We start from the raw sequence: 25746 nt of genomic DNA on the forward strand, positions 1-25746 counted from the left end.
GCTGCCGTTTAACGGCTTGCGTTTTTTTCCTGTTCTTCGCAAGCGTCGATATACGAAAGATTTAAGCGGCCAAGCTTATCGATTTCCAAAAGCTTGACGGGTACTTTTTGTCCTTCCTGCAGTACATCGGAAACTTTTTCGATGCGGCTGCGCGACAGTTTGGAAATATGGCAGAGCCCTTCTTTACCGGGCAGAATTTCGATAAAGGCGCCGAAATCCTTGATGCACTTAACGGTACCCTCATAAATTCTGCCAACCTCAGGATCTTCCACGATACCGGTAACCGCAGCCTTGGCGCCGAGCGCGGACGAAGAATCCCGCCCGTAGATGGTAACCGTACCATCGTTCTCGGTATTGATTGTTACATGGTATTGCTCGGACAAGGCCTTGATAATCTTTCCGCCCGGTCCGATGAGCGCTCCGATCTTATCAACCGGAATTTTGAGCGTTTCAATCCGCGGCGCATACTTGGACACCTGCTCGGAGGGTTTGGAAATAGTCTGATTCATAATGCCGAGAATATGGAGCCGGCCTTTTTTTGCCTGCTCAAGCGCTTTTTTCATAATCTCAGCGGAAACGCCGGCGATTTTAATATCCATCTGGAAGCCGGTGATACCTTCTGCAGTACCGGCAACTTTAAAGTCCATATCGCCGAGGTGGTCTTCTTCTCCCAGAATATCGGAGAGTACCGCAAAGCGGCTTCCGTCGGTGATGAGTCCCATTGCGATACCGGCTACCGGTTTTTTCATCGGGACGCCGGCGTGCAGCAGCGAAAGCGTACCGCCGCACACGGTTGCCATTGACGAAGAACCGTTGGATTCAAGTATCTCGGAAACGACACGGATGGTATACGGGAACGCTTCTCTGGACGGAATCATCGGCATCAGCGAGCGGTGCGCAAGGTGCCCGTGCCCGATTTCGCGGCGTCCGGTTCCAAGCCGTCCCACCTCACCGACCGAATAGGGCGGGAAGTTATAATGCAGGATGAAGTTCTCACGGCGGTCACCTTCGATATCGTCATAGACTTGTTCGTCAAACACGGTACCGAGCGTAACAACGGCGAGCGACTGCGTTTCCCCGCGGGTAAACACTGCGGAACCGTGCGGGCGCGGCAGTACGCCGATTTCACAGGTAATGGGGCGGATATCTTCCAAGCCGCGTCCGTCAACCCGCAAGCCTTTTTCCAGTATGTTTTCGCGCAAAATATGGTATTCCATATCGTCGAATAAAGCGGCAAAGAGCTTCGCCTGTGTTTCATCGGCGAGCTGCTCCGCGTATTCTTCGGCTAAAGCCTTTCTGATAACATCGCAGGCTTCGCGGCGCTCTACCTTTCCCTTTGTATATAAGGCTTTGGAAAGTTCGGGATACGCCTTTGCATAAATGGCATCTTTATTTGCAAGCGTTGCATTCACCGGTGCAAGCGGCAATTTTTCCTTTCCGCACGCTGCACGGAGTTCATTTTGCAGCGCACACATTGCTTTGATAAACTCGTGAGCCTTCTCCAAAGCCTTGAGCATCACCTCTTCCGAAACCTCGTGAGCGCCGCCTTCAACCATCGTAATGCCCTCGGCGGTACCCGCGACAACGATTTCCATATCAGCCTTTTCAATCTGGCTGAACGTCGGATTTATCACAAACTCACCGTCGAGATACGCTACGCGGGCGCCCGCTACCGGCCCGTTAAACGGAATATCGGAAATAACAACCGCAGCCGAACTTGCAATAACCGCTAAAATATCCGGCGGATTGGTCATATCCGAGGAAATACAGGTCGGTACAATCTGAATTTCCCGCCCAAAAGCTTTTTCAAACAACGGCCGCATCGGACGATCGATGAGCCGCGAAACTAAAATCTCTTTATCCTTAGGACGACCTTCACGTTTGATAAAACCGCCCGGTATCTTTCCTGCTGCATAGTATTTTTCATTATAATCGACGGTTACCGGTACATAATCGAGCCCCTCAACTGCCGTAGACGACGCACACACCGTCGCCAACACTGCGGTTCCGCCGTACTGCGCATAAATAGCGCCGTTTGCCTGTTTTGCCAGATGGCCTGTTTCTAAAATTAACTCTTCATTTCCGATCTTATACGTTACTCTCTGTCTCATAATCTTTCCTTCTATTAATTACAATTCCTCAAATTACTTATAAAAAACGGCTACCTACCTGTTTCCGATAGGTAACCGTTTTATGCCGCTTAAAACGATCAAAGGAAAATCAAGGAAGCCGTCCAAAAACCGAGGTTTTCGAATATGCCCTGTCCCCTGCACATTAAGCAGCATCTATCTTACTTGCGCAAACCTAACTCTTTAATAAGGGCACGGTAGCCTTCGAGGTTGGTACGCTTGTAGTATTTCAGCAAGCGCCGGCGCTGTCCTACCAATACCAAAAGTCCCCGCTGGCTGCTCTTATCTTTTTTATTGATTTTGCAGTGCTCAGTGAGCTGGCGGATCCTATCGGTCAACAACGCAATCTGAACTTTGGTATTGCCCGTATCTTTTTCGTTTGCACCGAATTTCATAACAACCGATGCAGTGTGTTCTTTTGTAAGTGCCATTTCTTACTCCTTCCATATAAATTCCAATTTGTGTATCAATGTTCCTGCGGCGAACGTAACCGGCGCTGCGGTCTCTTCGGAAACTTCAAGCAACGTATCCGTAACCTCCACCTGTACAGGAATAATCTCTCCCGTTTGCAAATATGCAGAGGCTGAATACCGTCCGTTCTGTGGGAGAATCTGTGTTATAGCCGACTTTTCGATCGACCATACAGAACCCTCTCTCCGCTGGACTATTTTTGCGACATCTAAGAAAAAAGGATACCCGAGGAGGTCTTTTGCAAGGGCGAAATCAGCTTGTTCAACGGCATGGCGTATTGCACTTGAGCTGATACGCTCTTGCTGTGCCGAATAAAGCTGTTCGATGGAATCAAAACAAAAGCCCCTTTCACGAGCAAGGCGCTGTAAATCCCCTACTCCCGTATCGTGGCGATACCCGCAGGAAAAATCACTGCCAACGGCAAGATATTTTATGCAGATAGTTTTTATTAGTATGTCAAAAAAAACAGCACCTTTCATTTTAGCGAAATCGGTGGAAAAGTCAATCAGCACCGTAAAGCTAAATCCTTGCGCGGCAAATTTTTGCAGCCTCATTTCCAGTGTAGAAACATCGCCTGTATATGCATTTCCAATCTTAACCGACCGAGGGGAACGGAAAAAGGTGATGATTCCTGCGGGGATGCCCTTATGCTGTGCAGCTGCCAGTACCGCCGATAAGATACGCTCGTGCCCGCGGTGCGGCCCGTCAAAACCGCCGATCGAAATAGCGGAACCCTGTGGATATATGTTTTCTTCTTTTATTAAATCATCCCAATAGATAATCTTCATCACTCCAGCCTATCAGGGTAAACGTATCAGATTCTTTGTAATATACGCTGCAAAATAAAGAGGCTGCTCAACCAGAACTGCCATGGATGGCAGTGGTTCCATACAATAGCGATGTTTTGTGCACACACAAAACTCGCCTTCAACTGCTGTACAAGGATGTACAACAGTTGAAGATGGGTCAAATGGTCGCCCAACCTCTTTATTTTGCGAAATTTAATTTACGCATCTGATGCGTTTACCCTGCCCCTGTTAAATACTATTTGATAATGAAACCGGTTACCGTTTTTTGTGATCAAACCTGCGCAACGTCCTTCGTAAAACACTGCGATAGTTCCGCCGTCCGCAAGCGGCTGCGCACCGGTAAACCAGTGCCTACTGATGGGCTTCCCGTTCATAAATGCAGGATAATATTTTGCTTGAAGTTCCGCCGTCTGAAAATGTATAGCACGGCTAATCGCTTCGCTTAAAGGTAGCGCAGCTTGCCTTACCTCTTCTTCGGTAACCGAATACGATGCAGGCGGCGAATCCGGCACGTACGCTCCACACTGCCCTACCCTTCTATCATAGACGGATTTCGGCGCTGCGCGGGTTGAATCCGCATCTGCCGCATTCACCGCAGCGCTCCCGAACGGCTGCAGCGCCGAAAAGCCTGCCGCCTGTTCAAGGGTAAACGGCCCGACTGCCGTTCTTCGAAGCGCATAGACATACGCGGCAGAACCGCATCGATGGGCAATATCCCGCACCAATGAGCGGATATATGTTCCCTTGGAACAGCGCACGCACAGCACAGCGCCAAGGACTTTTTGAACTGCGACCGCTTCGGATTTTTCGGCGCCTAATCCTTTTTGAACCGTACTCAATGCGGCTACATTATCGCCGGAATGGTCGGCGCCTGTATCCGCACCGAAATTTTCAGCCCCCGTATCAGTGTCCGGGGCATAAAAGACTTCTTCAATATCGATGCTATAGACGGTAACGGTTCGAGGCGGAACGGTTACCGCTTCTCCGCGCCGTATTCTATCGGAAAGCCGCTCTCCCGCTTGCTTTACCGCCGAATACACAGGTGGCACTTGCTCGATGGTTCCGGTTAGCTGCTTGATTGCCGAAATAAAGTTAGCATACATCGGAAGCGGCTTTTCGGCGATGACGGCGCCTTCGGGGTCAAGCGTATCGGTTTCTTTTCCAAAATAGAACAGCACGCGGTAGGTTTTATCGAAATCCGTGATATACGGCACCAGTTTGGTTAATCTCCCCGAAAGCAATACGAGTAAACCGTCGGCAAAGCTGTCGAGCGTGCCGGTGTGCCCTACTTTCTTAGTGCCGAGCGCATGCTTTACCTGCCAGAGGGAGATAAAGCTGGTTATACCGGAAGGTTTTGCAAAGGGGATAATAAATTGAGGTTCACTCTTGGGCATTGTTCTCGGAATCCGACGCTGCTTCTAAGGCTTCAAGTTTTTTTACCATATTAAAGCCTTCTTCGATGCTTTCGTCATAGATAAAAGTAAACTGAGGGCACTGATGGATATGCAGCTTTTTTGCCAAGTTTGTGCGGATAAATCCCGCCGCGTTTTCCAATCCCCTGACACCCTGCTTTGTCTTGTGCGCATCCATAAAGCTGGAAACGTATACCTTTGCGTACGCAAGGTCACCGGATACGTCCACTCTGTTTATCGAAAGGAAGTTGGAAACGCGCGGGTCTTTTATCTTTCCCGAAAAAATCAGCTGAGAAATTTCCTCGCGGATTTGCTCTGCGAGTTTATCTAAACGGAACTCACTCATTCGGCTGCTTCTCCGTGATCGCCGGTATGGGCTTCGGGCGCTTCATAATGCTGCGTATCCGCCAACTTGCGTGCCACCTCAACGGTTTCGATAATCTCAAGCTGGTCGCCGACCTTTATATCGTTGAAGTTCTCAAGCGCAATACCGCATTCGTAACCTGCAGCCACTTCTTTGACGTCATCCTTAAACCGGCGCAAGGACGCAAGCTTACCGGAGAACACCACAATACCGTCCCTGATAAGATGAACCGTACTGCTCCGTTTTACCGTACCTTCAAGCACGTAAGAACCGGCGATATTACCGACCTTAGGTACCTTAATGACGCTGCGGATTTCAGCCATACCGATAACGTTTTCTTTAATATCGGGACTGAGCATTCCTTCCATAGCCTGTTGAATTTCTTCAACGGCTTTATAGATAACGTTATACTTGCGGATATCGACTTTTTCCTGCTCTGCAAGCGCCTTTGCCTGTGATGTGGGGCGGACATTGAAGCCGATAATAATCGCATTGGAATCCGCTGCGGCAAGCATAACATCGGAGTCATTGATAGCGCCGGCAGAAGCATGGATAACATTCAAGCGTATTTCTTTGGTAGACAGCTTTTCAAGCGACTGCTTTAAGGCCTCTACCGAACCCTGCACATCACCTTTGATAATTACTTTGAGTTCAAGGACTTCGCCGTCGGTAATCGTTTCATACAGATTATCGAGCGTTACCTTCTTCACATTGCGAGAGTCTTCAAACCGCTTGAGCTCCTGCCGTTTTAACGAAATCTGACGAGCCATACGCTCAGATTCGGTTACTTGGAAAGGATCCCCTGCATTGGGCATTCCTTCAAGTCCTAAAATCTCTACCGGCATACTCGGCGTTGCTTCGTCAATTTTTTCGCCTTTGTCGTTAAAGATAGCGCGGACACGCCCCGAATAAACGCCTGCCACATAGGGATCGCCGGTATGGAGCGTTCCACGTTGTACGATAATCGTTGCGACAACACCGCGCCCGTGATCGATCTTTGATTCAATAACCTTTCCTTCCGCGCGGCAATCGTAATTTGCCTTTAACTCCAGCACTTCCGCCTGCAACAGAATTGCATCGAGCAGGTCGTCGATACCTTTTTTCTGCAAGGCTGAAATAGGAACGTATATCGTGTCTCCACCCCATTCTTCGGCAACAAGGCCGAGTTCACCAAGGCGGGTTTTTATCTTATCGGGGTTCGCTTCCGGTTTATCGACCTTATTGATTGCAACGATAATCGGAACCTTTGCATCCTTTGCGTGGTTCAGCGCTTCAATCGTCTGAGGCATAACGCCGTCATCGGCTGCGACTACCAACACGACGATATCGGTAACCTCGGCACCACGCGCGCGCATCATCGTAAATGCCTCATGGCCGGGCGTATCGAGGAAGGTGATATTTCCCTTGGGGGTAGACACCATATAAGCGCCGATATGCTGAGTAATGCCGCCGAACTCCTGTGCAGTAACATTGGTACTGCGGATAGCGTCGAGTGTTTTGGTCTTACCATGGTCTACATGTCCCATAATAGTAACAACCGGCGGCCGCGTCAGCAGCTCGGCATCTTCATCACTCACAGTCTCGATAATGGTTTCATCATAGAGGCTGACGATTTTAACATCGCATTCGTATTCCGAAGCAAGAATGGTTGCAGTGTCCGCATCGATGGACTGATTCATCGTTACCATCATGCCCATTTCCATTAGTTTGCCGATAAGTTCAGAGGCTTTAAGGTTCATCTTCCGAGCTAACTCCGCAACAGAAATGGATTCCATCATCTCGATGCTCTTAGGAACGGCGCTTACCTTTTCTTTAGCCTTCTTCTTTTGCTGAAGCAGCTTCTCTTCAAAGAATTCGCTCTCCTGATCCTTGCGTGAATAAGTCTTTTTGCCCTTAAACGCTTTTTTAGTATTCTGTTTGTTGGTTTCAAGCGGCATCGGGCTTGACATCGGCCGACCGCCGCCGCCTCTATTCTGTCCGCCTTGGAAACCGGGCTTATTGAAACCGCCTGTACGCGGTCTATCTGACGAATAGCCGCCCATGCGGCCTCCGCGATTGTTCTCACCGCGTCCATCTTGCTGCGTTCGCCCCTGTCCGCCTGCAAAACCGGACTTATGCCGATTCCCTTGGTTACCGAAACGGCTAACCGGTTTTGAGCCGCCCGCGAGATTCCCCGCGCGCCTATCAGGGCGTTTGCTGCTTAAATCCAGCGAACGGATTTGATTTTTATTATCCGATTGCGTCTGTTGAGTCTGAGATTGGGTTTCGGCACTCTCTCTCCGTATCGGTTTTTCATGCCGGTTCTTATCATAGCGCTCTGTGCGTTCGCCGCTGTGCTTTTGTACACGTCGGTTTTCTTCATTCTGTGCATACCCTGAATTTTTTCGTTCCGAAGCCTGCGCAGGATGCTCCGCCGTTTTTTTCAGCTGAGCGGAATGATCCGTAGGAGTCGAAGATACAACAGGGCGCCGCTTCTGCTCACCGGCAGGTCGATTCCCTGCAGTGTTTGATGGGGCGGAATTCGACGCGGGATGCGCCACCGGCTTGAGCTTACGCTTTATGGTTCGTACCGGTCTCTGCTCTGCAGTTTGCTGTACCTGAGGCTGAGCTACCGGCGTCGAAGCCGGTTCAGGCCTTGCCTTTTTGAGAATAACTTTTTGTTCCTGAGTATTTTCGATACCTTCTGCCATACGACTCCTATTCTTCGTCCTCATATTCAAAACTTAAACCGACACCACAGCTAGGACAGACTGTCATATCGATCGTAATCGGCGCCCCACATTCGGGACATTCGTATACTTCTTCTTCCGCATCTTCAATAGGCGCAGACATTGTTTGATTTTCAGGCTGTGTTTCCTGCTCCGGCGCTTGATTTTCATCAACAATCTCAAATGCTTCGTTGATTAACGCCTCAAGAGTATTAACTTTTTCTTCCGACATACCGGGAAGCGCACAAAGTTCTTGATGCGGAGCATCCAAGAACTGCTCAACTGTTTCAATATGATTCTCATGCAAGAGCGCCAAAACATCGGGGTCAATCCCCTCAACTTCCGTCAGCAAAATAGCCTCATCATTGAACAGCTCTTCTGCCGCCTTACGAGTCTCGGCGTGAATATCCATCTCTTGGAACTGTTTTTCTGTTTTGACGTCGATACTCCAATCCGCCAGCCGGTTTGCCAACCGGACATTCAAGCCTTGCTTTCCAATGGCAATTGAAAGCTGACTCTCCGCAACAACGGCAAGCGCCGTACGCTTTTCCGTATCAAGAATAACAACATCTAATACCTCGGCGGGAGAGAGGGCATTGGCAATAAATACAGCCGGATCGCTTGAATACTCAAGCACATCGATTTTTTCACCCTCCAACTCGGTAATAATCGTCTGGATACGAGCGCCTTTTGGACCGACACAGGCGCCGACGGGATCTACATCCTCCCTATGAGAGATAACAGCGACCTTTGTCCGGTAACCGGGTTCACGGACAATTTTGTACAATTCAACAATATTATCGTAAATTTCAGGAACCTCAAGCTCCATTAAACGGCGCACAAAATCGGGGTCGGTACGAGACAGGATAAGCTGTACGACATTCGATTGCCGGTGTTTTTTTACTTCCTTTATAAGCGCTTTTATTCTATCGTTCGGATGATATATTTCCTGAGGCAGCTGAAATTTCCGCGGCAAAAGACCTTCGACTTTTCCGAGATCGACATAAATATTATCGTTTTTCTTCCGTTGATAATAGCCGATGATAATCTCGCCCTCTTTCGCCTTATACTCGGAATAAATGCTGTCCTTTTGGATTTCTCTCGTGGATTGATGCACGCGCTGTACACCCGCTTGAATCGAACCGCGCTTAAAATCCTTAGGATCCAGCTCAAAAAGGAGTTCATCACCGAGTTCGCAGTCAGGAGCAAGTTTTGTTGCCTCTTCTATGTCTACCTCAAGCACGGGGTTCACAACATCATCAACGATCTTTTTACGTGCATAGATATTTACTGCATCATCACCGATAATAACAACTGCATTCGCATCGGTTTTAAAGGCTGTTTTGTATGCAGCTTTTAATGTTTGTTCAACAATTTTAAATGCAAGATCTTCATCCAGTTCTTTTTCTAACGCGAATTTACGGACGTCTTCAATTTTTACCCCAGCCATCACGACTCCTTAGATCTTATTCAATTTCGCTTTTTTTATATCCGCATACCGGATATTTCTTTGCCCGCCGGAACTATTTAAACAGAGACCCGTCGAATCCGCAGCCAGCAATTCTCCCTCAAGCCAATCGGGACAGGAAACTTCCAATACCTTTATATTTTCTCCAATAAAGGCTTGAAATTCCGCTGCATTTTTTATTACTCTGTTAAGCCCCGGAGAGCTTACTTCCATTTGAATATCCTGAGAATTGAGCAAAACCTCTGCACGCGATAATAACGCTCGATGTACCTTTGAGCAATCGTCAACTCCAACTCCATTTTTACTGTAGATAACGGCCTTTACCAGCCACATTGTTTTTTGATGAACAATCTGCAAATCAACCAATTTATATCCGAGACCGGTAACCAGTTGTTCATAATCGGTAAAATACGGAACGGTTTCTTTTTGCACATATTCCATTGCATCAACTCCCGTAAACAAAAAAAGAGCCGTTTGAACGACTCCTGCCTAGACTTATAAGGATAATAAAGTTCTTTATGGATAGTACCATAAAGAAAAAGTTTATGCAAGCCATAGGTTTCCGCCTGTATCGATGCCGGTAGCCAGTCAATCGGCTAAAACCAACGCTGCCAAGACATACCCTACGCCAAGGCAGCAAGCATAACGCCAAGCCCGTTATTCCAGCAATCGCCGGGCGCGGCGCTGTAGTGCACCCTGTTTTTCGTCTTGTGCGATAGCTTCTACTAAGGCGCGGGCGTCCGCGGAAGCATTTGTCTTAAACATATCAAGCCCGATGCTTTTGGTTAACACATCATCGCTCTGTAAAAAAGCTTTGCAAATTTCCGTCGTTGCAGTATTTTCGATTTTTGCAATTTCCTTACCGAATTCATACCGCAGTTTCTTTTGCTTGTTGTCCGTTACGGTTCCCAGCACCACCGTATCCAAATCAGCGGCAAGCGCCGTAGAATTGTGCTTTAACGCCGCGCTGAGGATTGTAATCCGTAATTTTTCGCTCTTTTTAGCATCGCGGAATGTTTCGGCAAGCCATGCATTACCTTCTGCCGTATTCAGCACAGCCAGCGTTTCTACCGCTGCAAACCGAACCGCATCCGTCGGGTCATACTTTGCGCGGTATAACACATACGGCGCTGCTTCCTGCATCTTTGTCTTTTGTACGGTTTTTAAAGCTTCGAGCCGAACCTTATAATAGCTGTCTTTAAATCCCTGTAAGATGAGCTTTCGTGTTTCGTCCGTATCAAAAGAAGCAGCGCCCCGTATTGCAGCTTCCCGCAGCTGCGGTTCCGGCTGTTCGAAAAATTCTGCCAGCAGAGGCACAATATCGGGGTTCCCCATTTGGGCAAGACCGGCAACAGCGCTGGAGCGGACGTAAATATTCTCGTTTTCATCCTGCGCCCGCTCAAGTAAAAACGCACGGGTATCTTCGCTATGCAGCTTTTCGAGCGCAGCCATAATCGTCTGTTTTAAAATAAGCTCCTGCTTTGCATCATCGATTGTCAAGCTATCAAAATAGTCTGCTAAAAAAGCGGCATCTTCATCGCCGCCGATTTCGCCTAATACGGAAACCGTTTCCGCGCCATACTCCGCCGTATCTTGAGTCAGCATTTTTTGCAGCGCTTCGTTTAAGGCGGAGGTAAGTTCCGGCTTTACCGCTGCAAGGTAAGACAGCACCGCCTTTACCAGTGTCCGCTGCTGGGCTTCATAATCTTCCAATACTGCAACCGCAGCTTCCGTCAATTGAGGATCTTCATATTTTTGGTACAGATCGAAAAGGCCTTCACGCACGGCAGGACTTTTTGTCTCCATAAAAAGGCGGTTAAAATCGCTTTGCAGCGTTTCAAAATCCCGCTTATCTACCTTATTGACTACTTCAAGTATTTCCGATTCCAACCCGTACTGCAATGCTTGTTGGGCTTTTTCAATCTCATCAAGCTCTTGTTTTTTATCTTCCGTCGTCTTTGATGGAGCTGTATCCGCAGCTGCATATATCGGCGCTATGAGTACCGACAGCGCAACCGATATCGTAAAAATGAGTCTTTTCATCACAATACTCCTGCAATCATTATCGGAATTCCAAGATTTTACTTTTAAGAATCATCGATACTTTGGAAGTGCTGATTAAAGCAAGGAGCGCATTTAATCAGTGTTTCTCTATCATTACAAATTGCCCTTATTTTACATTACCCCTTACGCTAATAGATTGGGGCTGTCATACCACAAACGTTCAAGGTCGTAGAATTTTCGGGCGGTGGGGCTCATTAAATGCACAACGATGGAGCCGAAATCGAGCAGCTTCCATTCGTCGCCGTCGGGACTTTTTCTGATAGTCCGGTATTCCTCAATCTGCATCTCTTTTGCCGCTTCCATAATTTTGCCTTCAAGGCCGCCGGCTTGTTTACCGCTCGCTATAGTCGCGATCACAAAAAAGTCCGTCCAAATATGAGCCGGCCGTAAATCGAGCACTACCACCGATTCCGCTTTAAGATCGCGCAAAATCGTTCCGAATGTTAATGCAGCCTGTTCAAAATTAACTTCCATAATCCTCTCTCTGTTCTCTCTTGATTTTTCTAAAACTCATGGATATCGCTAAAAACGATAAAGATCATCTTCTCTATTTTTTTTGCCGTACCGAATAGCCGTTAAAATCTTTACCGAGTATCAACGTAAAGTCGACATTCGTTTCGCTGCCGGAATGATCGTCGCCGATTTGGGCGGATTCAATATTTTCGCAACGGACAACCTGCCCGACAATCTTTGCCACCGCCTCGTTCCCGATCCTATCGATTAGAACAGTATGCTCAACTCCCGTTTGCGCCGCATTCCCGACACGGATAACATCATATCCGAAACTCTGATATAGCTCGGAGGCAGTCCGCGCAAGCCCGTTTACATCGGTTCCGTTTAAAACTTCCAGCGCATAAACCCGCTCTAACGTGGTACCCTCTTTTGAAGCAAGTGCCGCAAGCGTCTGTCCGATAATTTCCTTTATCTGCTGACCGTCACGGAACGGAAAGAGCAATTCTTTTGAATCGACGATACGCACGGCGCCGGTTAAACGCTGAGGAACCAATCGCTCCGAATCGATTTTGCAGAGATATTCCAAAAGTTGCTTTAAATTTCCGCCGGTAACATTGCCGTGCAGCAACGGGCTGAACACTTTAAACTGTTCTTTTTCGAGCATTTCGGGATGTTCATATAAACTGCGGAGAAAGGCCAATACCGCTTTTTGCTTACGGGTTACCGCTTCGTCCTCGGCATCCGCCTCATCTTCATACAATAGATAGTCGCGAACCTTATCGCCGTCCAACAGCACCGAACCGGAGGGGAGCAAAATCTTTCCGTATTGCTCTGAATCGATATCCACCGAAGAAGGGATAAAAACCGAAATGCCGCCGAGCAAGTCGGTTAAATGCATAAAGTCGGTCAGCGAACATACGATATAGAACGGGATTTCAACACCGGTCAGTTTTTCAATTTCGTCTTTATAAACAGCAGCGCCTTTTTCCGTATAAAGCGAGCCGATGCCGCCGGTACGTCCAAGCTGAGGTAAAATCAACCCGATATTCGCAGGAATATCGAACATTGCTGCGCGCCGCGTTTGCGAATAGTGAGCGATAACATTCGTAGAAATAGGGACATTATCATTTTCAATGACAAACAGCACCTTGAGCACATTATCCTCGGAAAGGGACGTGCTGATAGGGTCGACATTGAGATTCCGTGCCACAATCACCCCCGAAGGAATGAGCATCGCTAAGATGAGCAATAAAAAGATGATGTTTTTTCCCTCTTTCAATTTCCTTCCTCCCGATGGGGTATTTTCGTCTCTCTTTCTTTTAAAAACCGATATGTTTTATAGGTACACGCCTGCACTGTTTGTCCTTTCGACTCCACAAAACCGATAACCTCTTTCAGCACTTCAAGAAAAAGTTCATCAAGGGTCAGCCGTGCAACCTTTTCCCGTAAGTAATCGCAATTTTTCCGGCCGGGTTCAATTTTATCCGCAATATAGATAATCCGCCCCAGCGCATCAAACTTTGTAGAAGCGGAGGTGTGATAGCGTACCGCATTTAAAAGCGATTTTTTATGAATACCGTAATTCTCCTGCAATAAAACCGCCGCTGCCCGCCCATGCAATAACTCGGAATTTGCCGTTTCGTCAGGAGTAACCGGTTGCCCGTCCGTCCGTACCGTGCGGAGTAAAAAACCGATAGGTTTTTCTTTGCACATATCGTGGGAAATACCGGCAAGATAGCAGAGCCGCTGCAACCTGTGTCCGTACCCGTACCGGCGGGCAAGTTCTTCCGCATAAGAGGCAACCCTGCATGAATGTTCATAGCGGTAATCGGAAAGATTGGCTCGTGCATATCTATCCAGCGCTGTGATGAATTTTTCAATACGGATATCATTCATAGAGTTTATGTTCTTTAATATACGAGTATACGGCTGAAGGTACAAGATAGCGCCAGCTCTTTTTTTCTTGTATGGCCGCCCGTATTCCGCTTGAAGACACCGGCAGCAGGGCATTATCTACCCTTAAATGAGGAACCGTACCCGCGGTGTCGGCTTGTTCCGTAGAATACCGGTCTATAATGCGGTTTCCTACCATTATATCGGCATAATCGGGTATGCGCTCCGCTTCATGCCAGCCGCTAAAGCCTTCCAGTAAATCATCACCGATAATCAACCCGATTTTTCCTTTGCACTGCGGAAATTTTTTCTTTAGAAACTTCAACGTATCGATGGTATACGAAACACCTTGCCGCTCAATCTCGCAGGGTTCGCAGTAAAAGGCAGGATTATCGGCGATTGCGAGTTTGACCATCGCGAGTCTGTCTTCGGCGGTACAGCCGGAATGCCCGTCTTTAAAGGGAGATAAGAAGGCGGGGACAAAGGCTACGGTGTCGTACCCGTAACGGAGGGCAACCGCATCGGCAAGCATTAAATGGCCGATATGAATAGGATTGTAAGATCCGCCCAATACGGCGAGCCTCATTTTTTACCCTTCCGCTTGCGGCTTAAACTCACCGTTGCGCCGAAACCTTCTTGCTGCACGTAAACGGGCGCTTCCAGCTCCGCATACATAAAGTTGTTGTCCGCCGCAGCCGTACCTGCCCATAAACCTTGGGCGGTAACATCATCGCCTAAATCGACACCGGATGCCGTGCCGACTGGAGTGTTGCCGAATGCGCCGCCGTATACAGCTCCGCCGGATGGAACAGTACCGGATATTCTCTCCGCCGCTGCTTCGGAACTCTTGCCTGCATCTGCAACGGCAAGCTCTTCTACCAGCGCCGCAAACGCATCGCGGACTTCGTCCAATCCCCAGCGGTTAAACACCGAAATACCGAGTACGGGCACATCGGAAAGTTTTTCCCGCAGGGTTTTGAGCCGTTCTTTTGTTCCCTCAAGGTCGAGCTTGGTTGCGATAATAACTCGTTTTTTTGCAGCCAATTCTTCCGAATAGGCTGCAAGCTCTCCGCAGAGGGTATCATACGCGGTTAAATAATTCTCATCGGAAAGGTCAATCAGAAAGGCCAGCCCCGCCGTCCGCGAAATATGCTTTAAGAACCGGATACCGAGTCCGACCCCCTCCGAAGCGCCCTCCAATATCCCCGGTATATCCGCGATGATAATATCTTGTTCCTCATCGATACGGAGTACGCCGAGGTTCGGTATTTTGGTGGTAAACGGATAGGGCGCAATCTTAGGGCGGGCATTGGTAAAGTAATCCAACAGAGAGGACTTACCGGCATTAGGAAAGCCGACAAGTCCGATATCGGCAATGATATTCAACTCAATTTTCAGCCGGCGAGTTTGCCCCTCCTGTCCCGGCAAAGCGGTGCGCGGCGCTTGATTGGTAGAGGTTTTAAAATGACAATTCCCCCAGCCGCCGTTACCGCCGGTCAAGAAAGGGATAAGCCCCTCAGTCCGGTCGCCGAAATCGTAGACAAGCTCATCGGTATCGGCATCTTTAATAATACAGCCCGGCGGGAGCGGAATAATACAGTCGGCGCCCTTTGCACCGAATCGTTTTGAACCTTGCCCATCCAAGCCGTTTTTTGCCCGGAATACACGCTTATGGCGTAAATGCACAAGCGTGCGCATATTCCGCTTAATCTCAAACAGCACATCGCCGCCGCGCCCGCCGTCGCCGCCTGCCGGGCCGCCTTTAGGTACGTATTTTTCCCGCCGGAACGCAATACAGCCGTTCCCGCCTTTTCCCGATGAAACTTCGATTAAAGCTTCATCCGCAAATTGAATCATTGCCTCGTTTCCTTCTCGAAAAAAAAGCCGGCATGAGAGCCGGCTTACAACAGAGCAGCTCTAAAAACTCGGTTAGATTTTTAGAGTTGCCAATATCATTGCGGAATTAACCGCTCATCCATCCCTACGCTTGCGTTACAGATGCTAAATGTCTGCCATTGCGGTGATGATACACAACCGTACCGTCTACAGTTGCAAATAAGGTATCATCCTTGCCGCGGCCGACATTATCGCCCGGATGGATAGGAGTTCCGCGCTGACGGACTAAAATAGAACCGGCTTTTACCGTCTGTCCGCCGTATACCTTAACGCCCAAATATTTAGGGTTTGAATCTCGTCCGTTTTTTGCACCGCTTCCGCCTCGTTTCCGTGCCATAGTAGCCTCCTCGTATCAGGTAAACGTACTGTTTACCGCTGTATCTTTTTGCATTGAACCGCTTGCGGATATTCTTCCTGTAAAGAAGTTATCCCAAGCCATAAAAATTCCGCTGCATACCGTAATTTTTCGCTTTGCGTTTCGTCATAGCTGAGTACCCGAAAAGAAAGCGAACCGCGCTGTTCCGCACTGACATCAGCTTGCACGGAACCGAGCGCCTGTACAGTCGTCCTTAAAAGGATCGTTACGGCTGCACACACAATATCATGTCCTTTAATGCCGCTATTCGCATGGCCGGAAGCTTCAACGGAAAGAAGATGCTCCTTTTCATCAAGCTCCAAAAGGACTTGTATCATTCCGCGCTTACACCCCGGTAATCGAATTAACCGTTAAATAGGTGTAGTGCTGGCGATGCCCGATTGTGCGGTGATAGTCTTTCTTGCTCTTGTACTTGTATACAATCACCTTCTTATCACGCATACTCTCTTCAACCGTTGCCGAAATTTTTGCGCCCGCAACGTAGGGAGCTCCAACAGACACCTTACCGTCATTGTTAACCAGTAAAACGGTATCGATATCGATAGCCGTTCCCTGCGGTTCATTGATTTTGTCCACCAGAATCTTGGAACCTTGTTCAGCCTTATACTGTTTGCCTTTATATTCAAAAAGTGCGTACATAAAAACCTCTGTTTACATTTCCACGGAAGCATCTATCATTAAAAGGATAAATAGTTCCGCTTATTTTATATGGGCAGCTCTAAAAACTTGGTTAGATTTTTAGAGCTGCCCGACGAGTTTTTAGATAAGTCTTTTTATTTATTGATATGACTTATCTAAAAACATCGCAAAAGGATTTAAGGAAAATCTTTAAAAACTGAAGTTTTTAAAGATTCCCAATATTTTTGTATGATGATATATGAACGGGTGCATATCATCAAAACTAAACGGTTGATTTCAAAATATAGCATAAACGGTCTACAGAGGTCAAGGGTGCGAAAAGAAGTACAAAATTTCGCACAAAAAGAAGCCCCCCGCATTTGAACTTTTGCCTTGCCCGAAAGTAGGAAAATCGGTATCATAGTCAGCATGAAAATTGCAGATGATTGTTTGGTTACACTTGAGTATACCTTAAAGGATGATGATCAAAAGGTTTTAGATTCATCGGAACAGATGGGACCGCTAGACTATGTTCACGGTTATCGGCAGCTTATTCCCGGCTTGGAAAAAGCGCTTGAAGGGCGAGAAGCCGGAGAAAGCTTTTCGCTTACGGTAGCGCCTCAGCAAGCTTACGGCGAAATCGATCCGCGCGCCGTCTTTGAGGTAAGCCGTGCACAGTTTCCGCCCGACACACAGCTGGAAGTCGGCATGGAGTTTGAAACAAGCGGTCACCATGTGGTAATAACCGGTATTGACGGCGATATTATCACGCTGGATGCCAACCATCCGCTTGCCGGAAAGACCTTACACTTTGATATAAAGGTTGCCGGTGTACGAGATGCTACCCCCGAAGAGCTTGAAGAAGTTCAACAATCCTTCGCAGGCGGATGCGGAAGCAGCTGCGGTACAGGTGAAGGCGGCTGCGGCGGGTGTTCAGGCTGCCATTAAGCCGGTTGTACTATGAATAAAAAACAGGATGCGTTGGTACCGGTTTTCGGCGCCTTGTGCTTTTTCCTTTCGGCTATTGAGTTTGTTATTCCCAAGCCGCTGCCGTTTTTGCGGATAGGACTTGCAAATGTTCCGCTGATGCTGGCGCTTGATGTACTGTCGTTTCCGGCGTTTTTATTGCTGACGGCAATAAAAATTCTCGGACAAGCTTTTATCAGCGGAACGCTCTTTTCTTATCTTATCCTGTTTTCGGCAGCAGGAACAATCGGTTCCGCACTTGTGATGTACGCCTTACATAAGATTCCACGTAAGGTGCTATCGCTCGCCGGAATCAGTATGGCAGGGGCTTTTGTATCGAACTGCATACAACTTTTTATCGGTCGTTTCTGTATCTTCGGAGAAGGGATTCTCTATATGATACCGCCGTTTCTCTTTATTGGTGCAATAACGTCCTTGATCCTCGGTATTTTTTGCGAAACCTTTGAAGCGGAATCCGAATGGTATGCTCATGTACGGGACGCCGATTCTCCGCTATACGTGCAGTTGCCTGACAATACGAACCCTGCCGCTTATCCGTGGATCCGGCTGATAACCGGCTTTACCTTGCTAATTGCACTCTTATTTATACCGGGCTTACCGGCAAAGGCAGTCATTTTTTTCGCCGGCTTTTTACTTTGCCTTGCGGAAAAACAAAAAATATATTGGATACCGCTCTGTATTTCAACGGTGGGTATTATCATCTGCCATCTTTTTATTCCGGTGGGGAGAGAGCTTTTCTCGATTGGAAGGTTCTCTCTTACAAGCGGAGCATTGCTGAACGGTTCGGAAAAAGCCGTTATTCTGCAAGCGATGATCTTTCTTTCACGATGGACACTGCAGGTGCGTATCCGATTTCCGGGGACGCTTGGCGTCGTACTTGACGAATCCCTTTACATATTTAAACAGTTGCTTGAGTTTAAAGACAGGATACGCCCCCGCCATCTTATCACAAGCATCGACGAGCTGCTGCTCAGCCTTCCCTTTATTATCAACAACCCCGAGGCAAAACATAGAGGGATTAAAGCCTTACACAAATCAGACAGCCGAAAGGATGATACCTCGGAACACATCTCTGGAAACGCTGATTAAAGCGATGAACGCATTTAATCCGGCGCGCCCAGAGGATGTCTCCGCATATTTTTTGGTTATAAGCCTAATTCACCCAGCTCGGCGGTAAAGATGCCTGTGCGTCCGACTTCGTAGAATACCGATTCTTCCCAAGCGACGGTAATCTCCGTAGCCGAGATAGAAAACGCGGTATAGATAAAGTTTTCCGGCAAAGACGGTAAATGCAGTTTCTGTATGCTGTTATCGCCGGTATTAAGCAGCAACGTCCCATTAGGTAATAGGATCGCGGCATTCTGCTTACCGTCTCTTTGGGGATACTGAACTGCATAAACGGTTACCGGTACCCGCTCTTCCATAGTATCGTTTGTTTGATTCCGTGCAGGTTTAAAGAAAATCGTACTATCCGACGCACCTTCGGTGAATACTTTCAAGTACAAATCCCTATCACTTTCGATTATGTCCGCCAATTCTTTGAGCATATCAGGCATCCGGTTGTAAAGCGGCGGTTCGCAGGCTGCTCTAAATTCTTCTGCAGATAGTTGTTTGATATGGTTATAGGCATCATTCTGTATAAAGACGGCAAAATTGCTGCATTTTACATACGAGAAGGAAATATCCGCTCCGCTATCAGCCTTAAAACTTGCATACCATTGCCCGCCTACCTGCTCAAGCGATTTACACTGCGCTTCCTTAGGTAAATGCAGATTTGTTACATCGGCTACGGGCGTATAGACTTTGCATTCAGGGTCAGTACGTAACAAGAAGTGCGTATTTTCTGATGTGCCGCGCGATGAAAAGATCGAATTTTGATAGATACGGATAAAATACTGTCCGTCCACTGTATACAGATCCCCCGCGGTGGCGTGTGAAAAAAGCTCATGCCCAAGAGAAAGCGATGCGCCTGCTTGTAAGGAGTGAATCGGATACAGCCCGCACTTATTGATTAAAAAGACGGTATTCCCCTGATTTAAACCGAAATCGGCAACGCGAACCGCCTCCGTCCACGGTTTAAACGCCGCAGCAGGTATTTCGGAAACAGCATCGGCATTTTTTAATTGCACAGAACCGTTGCCGTCAACGGAAAAATATTTCCAATGATTGACAGACGGCTCTTCAACCGGAACCGCCGATGCGCTTTCTTGCGCTGGGGGGACTTCGGTTTCCGTCTTTTGTTTTGTACAAGCGGAAAAAACAAGCGCTGCTGCAAGCGGCAGCGCCAACATCGACTTACGCAAGAGCGATTGCCTCAATTTCGACCAGTCCGTCTTTCGGCAGGCGGGCAACTTCTACAGCGGAGCGCCCCGGATAGTTTCCGGTACCGAATACCTCGCTGTACACTTTGTTCATTTCCGCAAAATTGTTCATATCGCTTAAAAACACGGTTGTTTTAAGCACCTTATCCAAACTGCTGCCGCCGGCTTCGAGCACCGCTTTCAGGTTCATCAGCGATTGACGGGTTTGTTCGGCAATACCGCCCGGAACAAAAGCGCCCGTAGCGGGATCAATCGGCAGCTGACCGGAGGTGAAAATCAAGCCGTTTGCGGCTGTTCCCTGTGAGTACGGTCCGATTGCAGCCGGCGCCTTATCTGTTGCAATAATCTGTTTCATAAATAAATCCTCCTATAAATCAATTAGTAATTGGTAATTTGTAATGGGTAATTACTATCATTTTTAATTATGAATATATAATTAAAAATATTAAATCAGCATGCGGACATCGGACTCGTTTTTCATTTAGAAAAAGAACTTCCGAATATCCGCTTGGAACTGCTTAGAAATATCCGCCTATAACTGCTTAAAACCCGTAGCGTGCGAAGGTTGCGGCGCCTGCATAGCGGGCTTGGCAGCCGAGTTCTTCTTCGATGCGAATCAGCTGATTGTACTTTGCAATACGGTCGCTGCGGCTCATCGAACCGGTTTTGATTTGTCCCGCTTCTACGGCAACGGCGAGGTCGGCGATAAACGCATCCTCGGTTTCACCTGAGCGGTGGGAGATAACGGCAGTGTACCCCGCATTCTGCGCCATGCGTACCGCATCGATGGTTTCGGTAACCGTACCGATCTGATTGAGCTTAATCAGAATGGAGTTACAGGCCTTTTCTTTAATACCGCGCTGCAGCCGTTCGGTATTGGTAACGAAGAAGTCGTCGCCGACAATCTGAATTTTGCTGCCGAGCTCTTTGGTCAAACGGGCATAACCTTCCCAATCGTTTTGATCGAGCGGGTCTTCGATAGAAACAATCGGATAGGTGTTAATCCACTTTTTGTAGATTTCGATCATCTCATCCGCAGTGAACAGCTTATCGGGATTGGATTTCCAGAATTTATAGCCCTTGCGTCCGCCCTCGTCGAACAATTCGGAAGAAGCGCAGTCAAGCGCGATGGCAATATCGGTGCGCGGCTTGTAGCCTGCCTTATCGATTGCCTTCATAATATACTCCAGCGCCGCTTCGTTATCGATATCCGGCGCAAAACCGCCTTCATCGCCGACGGAAGTTGCCTTGCCGTCCGCCTTTAAAAGGCTTTTTAACGCATGGAATACTTCCGCCGTCATGCGCACCGCTTCGTGAATGGACTCGGCGCCGATCGGCATCACCATGTATTCCTGAAAGTCGATTTTGTTGTCGGAATGCTTACCGCCGTTGATGATGTTCGCCATCGGCACCGGCATTTGTAAGGTATGGGCGCCGCCCAAGTAGCGGTACAGCGGTAAACCGACATAGTCGGCGGCAGCGCGTGCAACCGCCATAGAAACACCGAGCATCGCATTAGCGCCGAGTTTCGATTTGTTCGGTGTGCCATCCAGATTGAGCATAGTCTGATCGATTTCAGCCTGTTCCAAGGCATCCATTCCTTCAAGCTCTTCTGCAATAACGGTATTCACATTATCGACAGCCTTTAACACACCCTTGCCGCCGTAGCGTTTCGCATCACCGTCGCGCATCTCAAGCGCTTCAAACTCTCCGGTAGATGCTCCCGACGGAACACAGGCGCGGCCGAAACTGCCGTCGCTCAACGCAACATCAACTTCAACGGTAGGATTTCCGCGGGAATCGAGAATCTCACGTCCTTCAATATACACAATATCGCTCATATACGACCTCCCATATTGTTATGGATAATTTATAATAGACATACATTTTACACTTATTTTATGATATAATCAAATGGTATGACATTTATTTTATCACCCGAAATAATCGACGATATTATCTTTTCGATGGAAAATCAGGATCAAATTCTTTCATTCGATGCGCTTGAAGGTATCTGTGTCGACATGGATGAGATTGACGATGATTATGAGACGACTATCGATGATCAACGTTATTATGATCTCCCTGAATGGACTTCTGCCCAAGGCTTCCGTGTAATGGAACAGTTTACGACGCGGGTACACAACCCTCTGCTGAGAGAAGCGCTGCTGAATGCCCTCGGTCAGCGGAAAGGAGTGTTCCGCCGGTATAAAGAAGTGCTAAAAACCGCACCTACCGTCGAGCGCGAATGGTACCGCTTCAAGGATCAGCAAATGAAAGCTGCCGTTTACGAATGGTACAATGAACTCAGGATGATCTGGGGGTTGGAAAAAATCGGTTTTGAAGATGAAACAGACCCTCAACTTTTGCAGGAAGATTTTATATTTCAAATTGAAAAACACGATGCATTGAATCGCGAACTTTTGCAAAATTTTATCCGTAAAACGGAAGAAACTTCCGACGACGGTGATAAAATAATATCCTTTGACGACTTTGACGAGAAGGCGGCATTGGAAGCGGGGCGATTGCTTGGGTACGCATCATTTTTTAATGCGGATGTGTGCGCTGCAGCCGGACGCCAGTACGGTACCGCTCAGAATCATGCCGCGTATATCACTGCATACAATGAAAACGGCTTGTGCGGATTGTGCTCCGTCATTGCATTTCCATTTAATGAAAGTTTTTGTATTCCGTTCTTACGCGTATTGCCTGAGTATCGGGGGCTTGGACTCGGCAAGGCGCTTTTACAGCGTGCCTGCGTCTACAGCGCACCCTTAGCTGCTACGCTGTTATTTGCCGACTTTTGCACGCCGTCCCATTTTATTACGGAACTTGAACGGAACGGATTTAAGCGGATGGGACTGTTGTATGTAAAAGATTTGTCTATTGAAGAGTAACAGGAATTGTTTAAAAAAAGTGAATAGGTAAAAAAATGCGCCCGACACGGCTCGAACGTGCGACCTACGGATTCGAAGTCCGTTGCTCTATCCAGCTGAGCTACAGGCGCATTTTCCGTTATGCCCAAAACAGACTAATGTATAAACATCTGCCCATTGAGCACAAACGTAAAAGGGTGGGTGATGGGGTTCGAACCCACGACAACCAGATCCACAATCTGGCGCTCTACCACTGAACTACACCCACCGTGAATGCCAAGGATGATGCCAGATAAGCCCAAAAAAGTCAAGTAGCCGTTGATAGATGCGTGTGCCTTGCAAACACATTGACCGCACCGCATAAATTTTGTACTATGATGCGCAATGAAGGTACTGTATTTAGGTGAAGAAACGCTCCGGCAGCCCTCAAAGCCGGTAGAACATATCGATGAAGCCTTGCATGAATTGATACGGGAAATGTTTATAACGATGGATACTGATAAGGGTATCGGTTTGGCGGCGCCTCAGATAGGAAAAAACATAAGACTTTTTATCGTAAAAATCGATGACGGCGTTGAACGGGTGTTTATCAATCCGCTCATTGTCGGTACTTCGGAAAAGCAATGCAGCTACGAAGAAGGCTGTTTAAGCATCCCTAAAATGTATGCGGATGTTATCCGCCCCGAAGCCGTAACCGTGCAATATCAGGATATGAATGGACGGCGTAGGACGATAGAAGCAACCGGTTTACTCGCGCGGGTTATCCAACATGAGTATGATCACCTTGAAGGCGTCCTTTTCATCGATCGGTTATCCGAAAAAGAACGGGATAGCCTCGTTGCAAAGTTCACTCAACAGCAAGAGCGCAAAAAACAGCGCGAAGCAAAAAAGCGGGCGCGTGCATAATGAATGTTTTTTTCGCAGGGACTCCCGATTGTGCAATTCCTGCATTGCAGGCAATCGCAAAGGCATATCCTCTTGCCGGTGTGCTGACCGCTCCGCCCGCCCGTATCGGACGCGGTAAAAAGTATGCTGAGTCTGCCATAGCGCAGGCGGTTGCCGAACTAAAAGAACACGGCGTTATCGCTCAGGAGGTACCGGTACTGACGCCCGAAAAACTAAATGCGGACTTCCGCGAAGCCGTAGCAGCGCTCAGACCCGATATAATGGTATGTTTTGCCTATGGAAAGATTTTCGGCCCCAAGGCGCTGGCGCTCTTTCCCAAACACGCGCTCAATATTCATCCATCCCTGCTGCCCCACTGGCGAGGCCCGAGTCCGGTACCCGCAGCAATCCTTGCAGGAGACAGCATAACCGGTGTAACCGTTCAGTATATGGCGCAGGAAATGGATGCGGGAGACATCATCATTCAAAAAGAACTGCCGGTTGAATCGTCCGATACGACCGAAACACTGTTAACCCGCTGTGCAGAACTCGGCGCTTTGCTCATCGTGCAAGCGCTTAAAATGGTAGAAACAGGTTCCGTCACTGCAACGCCGCAACATCATGAAACGGCATCGTACTGTACTCTGATACAAAAAGACAGCGGATTACTGAACTGGCAGGACGATGCTGCCGCAATAGACCGGAAAATACGCGCCTACACCCCGTGGCCGGGAGCCTTTACCTATTGGGTTGGCTCAAAACTTTCTATTACACAGGCTCATCCGTATGCGGGGAACGCAGCGGCGGAATCTCCCGAAACGCCGGGACTGGTACTCGGCATTGATAAACGGGAAGGCGTCTTGATACAAACGGGAAAGGGTATTTTAGCGGTTCAGATACTCCAAAAAGAAACCAAAAAAGCAATGCAATGGAAGGATTTTTTAAACGGAGCAACCGGTTTTATCGGAACAACGCTCCGGTCTCTTCCTGAAACATAAATCTAAGGATTAACTATGGGTATAGGTGATATTGCTGATGATATCAGCGGAAACGGAAAAACAATTGTTATTACATCGTTGGTGATGCTCATCGTTTTTGTTGCGGTTTCGACGCTGGTCTTTTTTATTTCGTTAAAAAGTGCCGAACAGGTGATGGTGCCGAATGTTGTCGGTAAAGATTTACCCGAAGCGCTGCTCGATTTGCAGGCGCGTGAGCTCTATCCGCGCATTCAGCTCCGCTATTCTCAAAAAGCGGACGAAAAAGGGCTTATCCTTGAACAGGATCCCAGCCCGGGAGCTATCGTCAAAGGAGGCAAGCGGATCGAGCTGGTGGTAAGCCAAGGGACTGTTATCGATACGGTACAGAATTATATCGGAGAAAATATCGAAGATGTACAAAACCGGATACGGGAGTTGTTTACTTCCGGCAGCCGTCAATACATCCGGATTAAACAGCCGTATTTGACGAAATACAGCGCCGAACCTGCAGGCACCATCCTTGAGCAGGAACCCGCAGCGGGAACACCGATTTCAAATAATATGGAGCTGACCTTTGTGGTAAGCAAGGGAACGCAAACGGAAACAACCCAAGTTCCCGATATGACCGGCGCCGATCTTAAAAAAATATATCAGGTAATGCAAAGAGCTGCGGTAACCTTTGCTTTTACCGCAGGCAGCGCCACGGGAACGGATATTACCGTACAACAGCAAAGTGCCGCAGCACAGAGTGAAGTTCCGGTATTTTCTCCGGTAACACTGACCGTTTCCCTACCGGAATCGGCAAACGGTATGGTGTCCGGCATCCTTAAAACAACACTGGCAGAGTTTCCCTATCCCTTTACCGTTTCGCTCTATGCAGCGTATCCCAACGGGGATAAAGATCTCCTTACCTCATTCCGGCATCCGGGCGGCGCATGTTCAGTACCATACACCGTTCCGGAAGGAACAAAGCTGTCGCTGGAAGTACTCAACAAAGAGGTTTACACCGAAACGGTAGGCGCAAATACAGCGGAATAGG

26 protein-coding genes and 2 tRNA genes are annotated in these 25746 nt (G+C 48.1%); 6 read left to right on the forward strand and 22 right to left on the reverse strand.

The genetic code is table 11. The features are described 5' to 3' along the window. Positions 1 to 8 precede the first annotated feature (8 nt). The 17 genes from pnp to rplU form a co-directional block, all read right to left on the reverse strand. Complete coding sequence (gene pnp, locus ABK01_RS10210; RefSeq protein ID WP_253675558.1) at positions 9 to 2111, reverse strand: polyribonucleotide nucleotidyltransferase; 2103 nt, start codon at positions 2109 to 2111, stop codon at positions 9 to 11. Between the two features lie 179 nt (positions 2112 to 2290). Next, entirely contained in the window at positions 2291 to 2560 is a 270-nt protein-coding gene (gene rpsO / locus ABK01_RS10215; protein ID WP_016522131.1) for a 30S ribosomal protein S15, read from the reverse strand. A gap of 3 nt (positions 2561 to 2563) precedes the next feature. After that, positions 2564 to 3388, reverse strand: coding sequence for an FAD synthetase family protein (locus ABK01_RS10220; protein WP_253675559.1), 825 nt, complete (start codon positions 3386 to 3388; stop codon positions 2564 to 2566). A 218-nt stretch (positions 3389 to 3606) separates the two neighbouring features. Continuing rightward, positions 3607 to 4803 carry a tRNA pseudouridine(55) synthase TruB gene (truB, locus tag ABK01_RS10225; protein WP_253675560.1) on the reverse strand — a complete coding sequence of 399 codons (1197 nt, stop codon included), beginning with the start codon at positions 4801 to 4803 and terminating at the stop codon, positions 3607 to 3609. Continuing rightward, entirely contained in the window at positions 4790 to 5167 is a 378-nt protein-coding gene (gene rbfA / locus ABK01_RS10230) for a 30S ribosome-binding factor RbfA (RefSeq protein ID WP_253675561.1), read from the reverse strand. The genes truB and rbfA overlap by 14 nt, the downstream gene beginning before the upstream one ends. Beyond that, positions 5164 to 7875: a translation initiation factor IF-2 gene (gene infB / locus ABK01_RS10235; protein ID WP_253675562.1), complete on the reverse strand. Its 2712-nt coding sequence runs from the start codon at positions 7873 to 7875 to the stop codon at positions 5164 to 5166. Before infB ends, rbfA begins: the two co-directional genes overlap by 4 nt. Positions 7876 to 7882: 7 nt before the next feature. Beyond that, entirely contained in the window at positions 7883 to 9343 is a 1461-nt protein-coding gene (gene nusA / locus ABK01_RS10240; protein ID WP_212565332.1) for a transcription termination factor NusA, read from the reverse strand. 9 nt (positions 9344 to 9352) lie between these two features. Next, complete coding sequence (rimP, locus tag ABK01_RS10245) at positions 9353 to 9802, reverse strand: ribosome maturation factor RimP (protein ID WP_253675563.1); 450 nt, start codon at positions 9800 to 9802, stop codon at positions 9353 to 9355. Between the two features lie 216 nt (positions 9803 to 10018). Then, positions 10019 to 11404 (reverse strand): HEAT repeat domain-containing protein, encoded by a 1386-nt coding sequence (locus ABK01_RS10250; protein ID WP_253675564.1) that lies wholly within the window; start codon positions 11402 to 11404, stop codon positions 10019 to 10021. Positions 11405 to 11548: 144 nt separating this feature from the next. Continuing rightward, positions 11549 to 11899 carry a ribosome silencing factor gene (gene rsfS / locus ABK01_RS10255; protein ID WP_253675565.1) on the reverse strand — a complete coding sequence of 117 codons (351 nt, stop codon included), beginning with the start codon at positions 11897 to 11899 and terminating at the stop codon, positions 11549 to 11551. Between the two features lie 73 nt (positions 11900 to 11972). Beyond that, on the reverse strand, positions 11973 to 13157 hold the full coding sequence (locus tag ABK01_RS10260) for an LCP family protein (protein ID WP_212565343.1): 1185 nt from the start codon (positions 13155 to 13157) through the stop codon (positions 11973 to 11975). After that, positions 13154 to 13774 (reverse strand): bis(5'-nucleosyl)-tetraphosphatase (symmetrical) YqeK, encoded by a 621-nt coding sequence (yqeK, locus tag ABK01_RS10265; protein ID WP_253675566.1) that lies wholly within the window; start codon positions 13772 to 13774, stop codon positions 13154 to 13156. Before yqeK ends, ABK01_RS10260 begins: the two co-directional genes overlap by 4 nt. Continuing rightward, positions 13767 to 14357: a nicotinate (nicotinamide) nucleotide adenylyltransferase gene (nadD, locus tag ABK01_RS10270; RefSeq protein ID WP_253675567.1), complete on the reverse strand. Its 591-nt coding sequence runs from the start codon at positions 14355 to 14357 to the stop codon at positions 13767 to 13769. The genes yqeK and nadD overlap by 8 nt, the downstream gene beginning before the upstream one ends. Further along, on the reverse strand, positions 14354 to 15628 hold the full coding sequence (gene obgE / locus ABK01_RS10275; RefSeq protein ID WP_253675568.1) for a GTPase ObgE: 1275 nt from the start codon (positions 15626 to 15628) through the stop codon (positions 14354 to 14356). The genes nadD and obgE overlap by 4 nt, the downstream gene beginning before the upstream one ends. A 124-nt stretch (positions 15629 to 15752) precedes the next feature. Continuing rightward, entirely contained in the window at positions 15753 to 16004 is a 252-nt protein-coding gene (gene rpmA / locus ABK01_RS10280; RefSeq protein ID WP_006187878.1) for a 50S ribosomal protein L27, read from the reverse strand. 32 nt (positions 16005 to 16036) lie between these two features. Further along, a complete protein-coding gene (locus ABK01_RS10285) occupies positions 16037 to 16360 on the reverse strand; it encodes a ribosomal-processing cysteine protease Prp (protein WP_016522144.1) in 324 nt (107 codons plus the stop codon). Positions 16361 to 16367: 7 nt separating this feature from the next. After that, entirely contained in the window at positions 16368 to 16682 is a 315-nt protein-coding gene (gene rplU / locus ABK01_RS10290) for a 50S ribosomal protein L21 (RefSeq protein WP_016522145.1), read from the reverse strand. 408 nt (positions 16683 to 17090) lie between these two features. Here rplU and ABK01_RS10295 point away from each other — a divergent pair, with 408 nt between their 5' ends. Then, positions 17091 to 17609 (forward strand): FKBP-type peptidyl-prolyl cis-trans isomerase, encoded by a 519-nt coding sequence (locus ABK01_RS10295; RefSeq protein WP_212565349.1) that lies wholly within the window; start codon positions 17091 to 17093, stop codon positions 17607 to 17609. Positions 17610 to 17621: 12 nt separating this feature from the next. After that, complete coding sequence (locus ABK01_RS10300; RefSeq protein ID WP_253675569.1) at positions 17622 to 18737, forward strand: Gx transporter family protein; 1116 nt, start codon at positions 17622 to 17624, stop codon at positions 18735 to 18737. A 56-nt stretch (positions 18738 to 18793) separates the two neighbouring features. Here the strand turns inward: ABK01_RS10300 and ABK01_RS10305 are convergent, their stop codons facing one another. The 3 genes from ABK01_RS10305 to eno form a co-directional block, all read right to left on the reverse strand. Then, positions 18794 to 19951 carry a DUF8086 family protein gene (locus ABK01_RS10305; RefSeq protein ID WP_253675570.1) on the reverse strand — a complete coding sequence of 386 codons (1158 nt, stop codon included), beginning with the start codon at positions 19949 to 19951 and terminating at the stop codon, positions 18794 to 18796. Continuing rightward, on the reverse strand, positions 19944 to 20324 hold the full coding sequence (locus ABK01_RS10310) for a RidA family protein (RefSeq protein ID WP_212565351.1): 381 nt from the start codon (positions 20322 to 20324) through the stop codon (positions 19944 to 19946). Before ABK01_RS10310 ends, ABK01_RS10305 begins: the two co-directional genes overlap by 8 nt. Before the next feature lie 187 nt (positions 20325 to 20511). Beyond that, positions 20512 to 21810 carry a phosphopyruvate hydratase gene (gene eno / locus ABK01_RS10315; protein ID WP_253675571.1) on the reverse strand — a complete coding sequence of 433 codons (1299 nt, stop codon included), beginning with the start codon at positions 21808 to 21810 and terminating at the stop codon, positions 20512 to 20514. 78 nt (positions 21811 to 21888) lie between these two features. On the opposite strand from eno, the gene ABK01_RS10320 reads away from it, so the two are divergent. After that, entirely contained in the window at positions 21889 to 22866 is a 978-nt protein-coding gene (locus tag ABK01_RS10320; RefSeq protein ID WP_253675572.1) for a GNAT family N-acetyltransferase, read from the forward strand. Positions 22867 to 22902: 36 nt separating this feature from the next. On the opposite strand, the gene ABK01_RS10325 is transcribed toward ABK01_RS10320, so the two are convergent. Continuing rightward, positions 22903 to 22976, reverse strand: a tRNA-Arg gene (locus ABK01_RS10325). Between the two features lie 65 nt (positions 22977 to 23041). Further along, positions 23042 to 23113, reverse strand: a tRNA-His gene (locus ABK01_RS10330). 116 nt (positions 23114 to 23229) lie between these two features. On the opposite strand from ABK01_RS10330, the gene def reads away from it, so the two are divergent. Genes def through ABK01_RS10345 form a run of 3 tightly spaced genes read left to right on the forward strand, consistent with a single transcriptional unit; the run spans position 23230 to position 25745 of the window. Then, a complete protein-coding gene (gene def / locus ABK01_RS10335) occupies positions 23230 to 23751 on the forward strand; it encodes a peptide deformylase (protein WP_212565354.1) in 522 nt (173 codons plus the stop codon). Then, complete coding sequence (gene fmt, locus ABK01_RS10340; RefSeq protein ID WP_253675573.1) at positions 23751 to 24728, forward strand: methionyl-tRNA formyltransferase; 978 nt, start codon at positions 23751 to 23753, stop codon at positions 24726 to 24728. The genes def and fmt overlap by 1 nt, the downstream gene beginning before the upstream one ends. 15 nt (positions 24729 to 24743) lie before the next feature. After that, positions 24744 to 25745 (forward strand): PASTA domain-containing protein, encoded by a 1002-nt coding sequence (locus ABK01_RS10345; RefSeq protein ID WP_212565356.1) that lies wholly within the window; start codon positions 24744 to 24746, stop codon positions 25743 to 25745. The last annotated feature ends 1 nt before the right edge of the window (position 25746 follow it).

Source organism: Treponema sp. OMZ 305, assembly GCF_024181325.1.
In the GTDB taxonomy this organism is placed as follows: Bacteria; Spirochaetota; Spirochaetia; order Treponematales; family Treponemataceae; genus Treponema.

Bases quoted from the DNA above. Each gene is read 5' to 3' on its own strand.
- ABK01_RS10295 (WP_212565349.1), top strand. From the start codon at position 17,091: ATGAAAATTGCAGATGATTGTTTGGTTACACTTGAGTATACCTTAAAG.
- rbfA (WP_253675561.1), bottom strand. From the start codon at position 5,167: ATGAGTGAGTTCCGTTTAGATAAACTCGCAGAGCAAATCCGCGAGGAA.
- ABK01_RS10300 (WP_253675569.1), top strand. From the start codon at position 17,622: ATGAATAAAAAACAGGATGCGTTGGTACCGGTTTTCGGCGCCTTGTGC.
- infB (WP_253675562.1), bottom strand. From the start codon at position 7,875: ATGGCAGAAGGTATCGAAAATACTCAGGAACAAAAAGTTATTCTCAAA.
- nusA (WP_212565332.1), bottom strand. From the start codon at position 9,343: ATGGCTGGGGTAAAAATTGAAGACGTCCGTAAATTCGCGTTAGAAAAA.
- rpmA (WP_006187878.1), bottom strand. From the start codon at position 16,004: ATGGCACGGAAACGAGGCGGAAGCGGTGCAAAAAACGGACGAGATTCA.
- eno (WP_253675571.1), bottom strand. From the start codon at position 21,810: ATGAGCGATATTGTGTATATTGAAGGACGTGAGATTCTCGATTCCCGC.
- nadD (WP_253675567.1), bottom strand. From the start codon at position 14,357: ATGAGGCTCGCCGTATTGGGCGGATCTTACAATCCTATTCATATCGGC.
- truB (WP_253675560.1), bottom strand. From the start codon at position 4,803: ATGCCCAAGAGTGAACCTCAATTTATTATCCCCTTTGCAAAACCTTCC.
- rpsO (WP_016522131.1), bottom strand. From the start codon at position 2,560: ATGGCACTTACAAAAGAACACACTGCATCGGTTGTTATGAAATTCGGT.
- def (WP_212565354.1), top strand. From the start codon at position 23,230: ATGAAGGTACTGTATTTAGGTGAAGAAACGCTCCGGCAGCCCTCAAAG.
- ABK01_RS10320 (WP_253675572.1), top strand. From the start codon at position 21,889: ATGACATTTATTTTATCACCCGAAATAATCGACGATATTATCTTTTCG.
- ABK01_RS10220 (WP_253675559.1), bottom strand. From the start codon at position 3,388: ATGAAGATTATCTATTGGGATGATTTAATAAAAGAAGAAAACATATAT.
- ABK01_RS10250 (WP_253675564.1), bottom strand. From the start codon at position 11,404: ATGAAAAGACTCATTTTTACGATATCGGTTGCGCTGTCGGTACTCATA.
- ABK01_RS10310 (WP_212565351.1), bottom strand. From the start codon at position 20,324: ATGAAACAGATTATTGCAACAGATAAGGCGCCGGCTGCAATCGGACCG.
- fmt (WP_253675573.1), top strand. From the start codon at position 23,751: ATGAATGTTTTTTTCGCAGGGACTCCCGATTGTGCAATTCCTGCATTG.
- yqeK (WP_253675566.1), bottom strand. From the start codon at position 13,774: ATGAATGATATCCGTATTGAAAAATTCATCACAGCGCTGGATAGATAT.
- obgE (WP_253675568.1), bottom strand. From the start codon at position 15,628: ATGATTCAATTTGCGGATGAAGCTTTAATCGAAGTTTCATCGGGAAAA.
- rplU (WP_016522145.1), bottom strand. From the start codon at position 16,682: ATGTACGCACTTTTTGAATATAAAGGCAAACAGTATAAGGCTGAACAA.
- rimP (WP_253675563.1), bottom strand. From the start codon at position 9,802: ATGGAATATGTGCAAAAAGAAACCGTTCCGTATTTTACCGATTATGAA.
- ABK01_RS10285 (WP_016522144.1), bottom strand. From the start codon at position 16,360: ATGATACAAGTCCTTTTGGAGCTTGATGAAAAGGAGCATCTTCTTTCC.
- ABK01_RS10345 (WP_212565356.1), top strand. From the start codon at position 24,744: ATGGGTATAGGTGATATTGCTGATGATATCAGCGGAAACGGAAAAACA.
- pnp (WP_253675558.1), bottom strand. From the start codon at position 2,111: ATGAGACAGAGAGTAACGTATAAGATCGGAAATGAAGAGTTAATTTTA.
- rsfS (WP_253675565.1), bottom strand. From the start codon at position 11,899: ATGGAAGTTAATTTTGAACAGGCTGCATTAACATTCGGAACGATTTTG.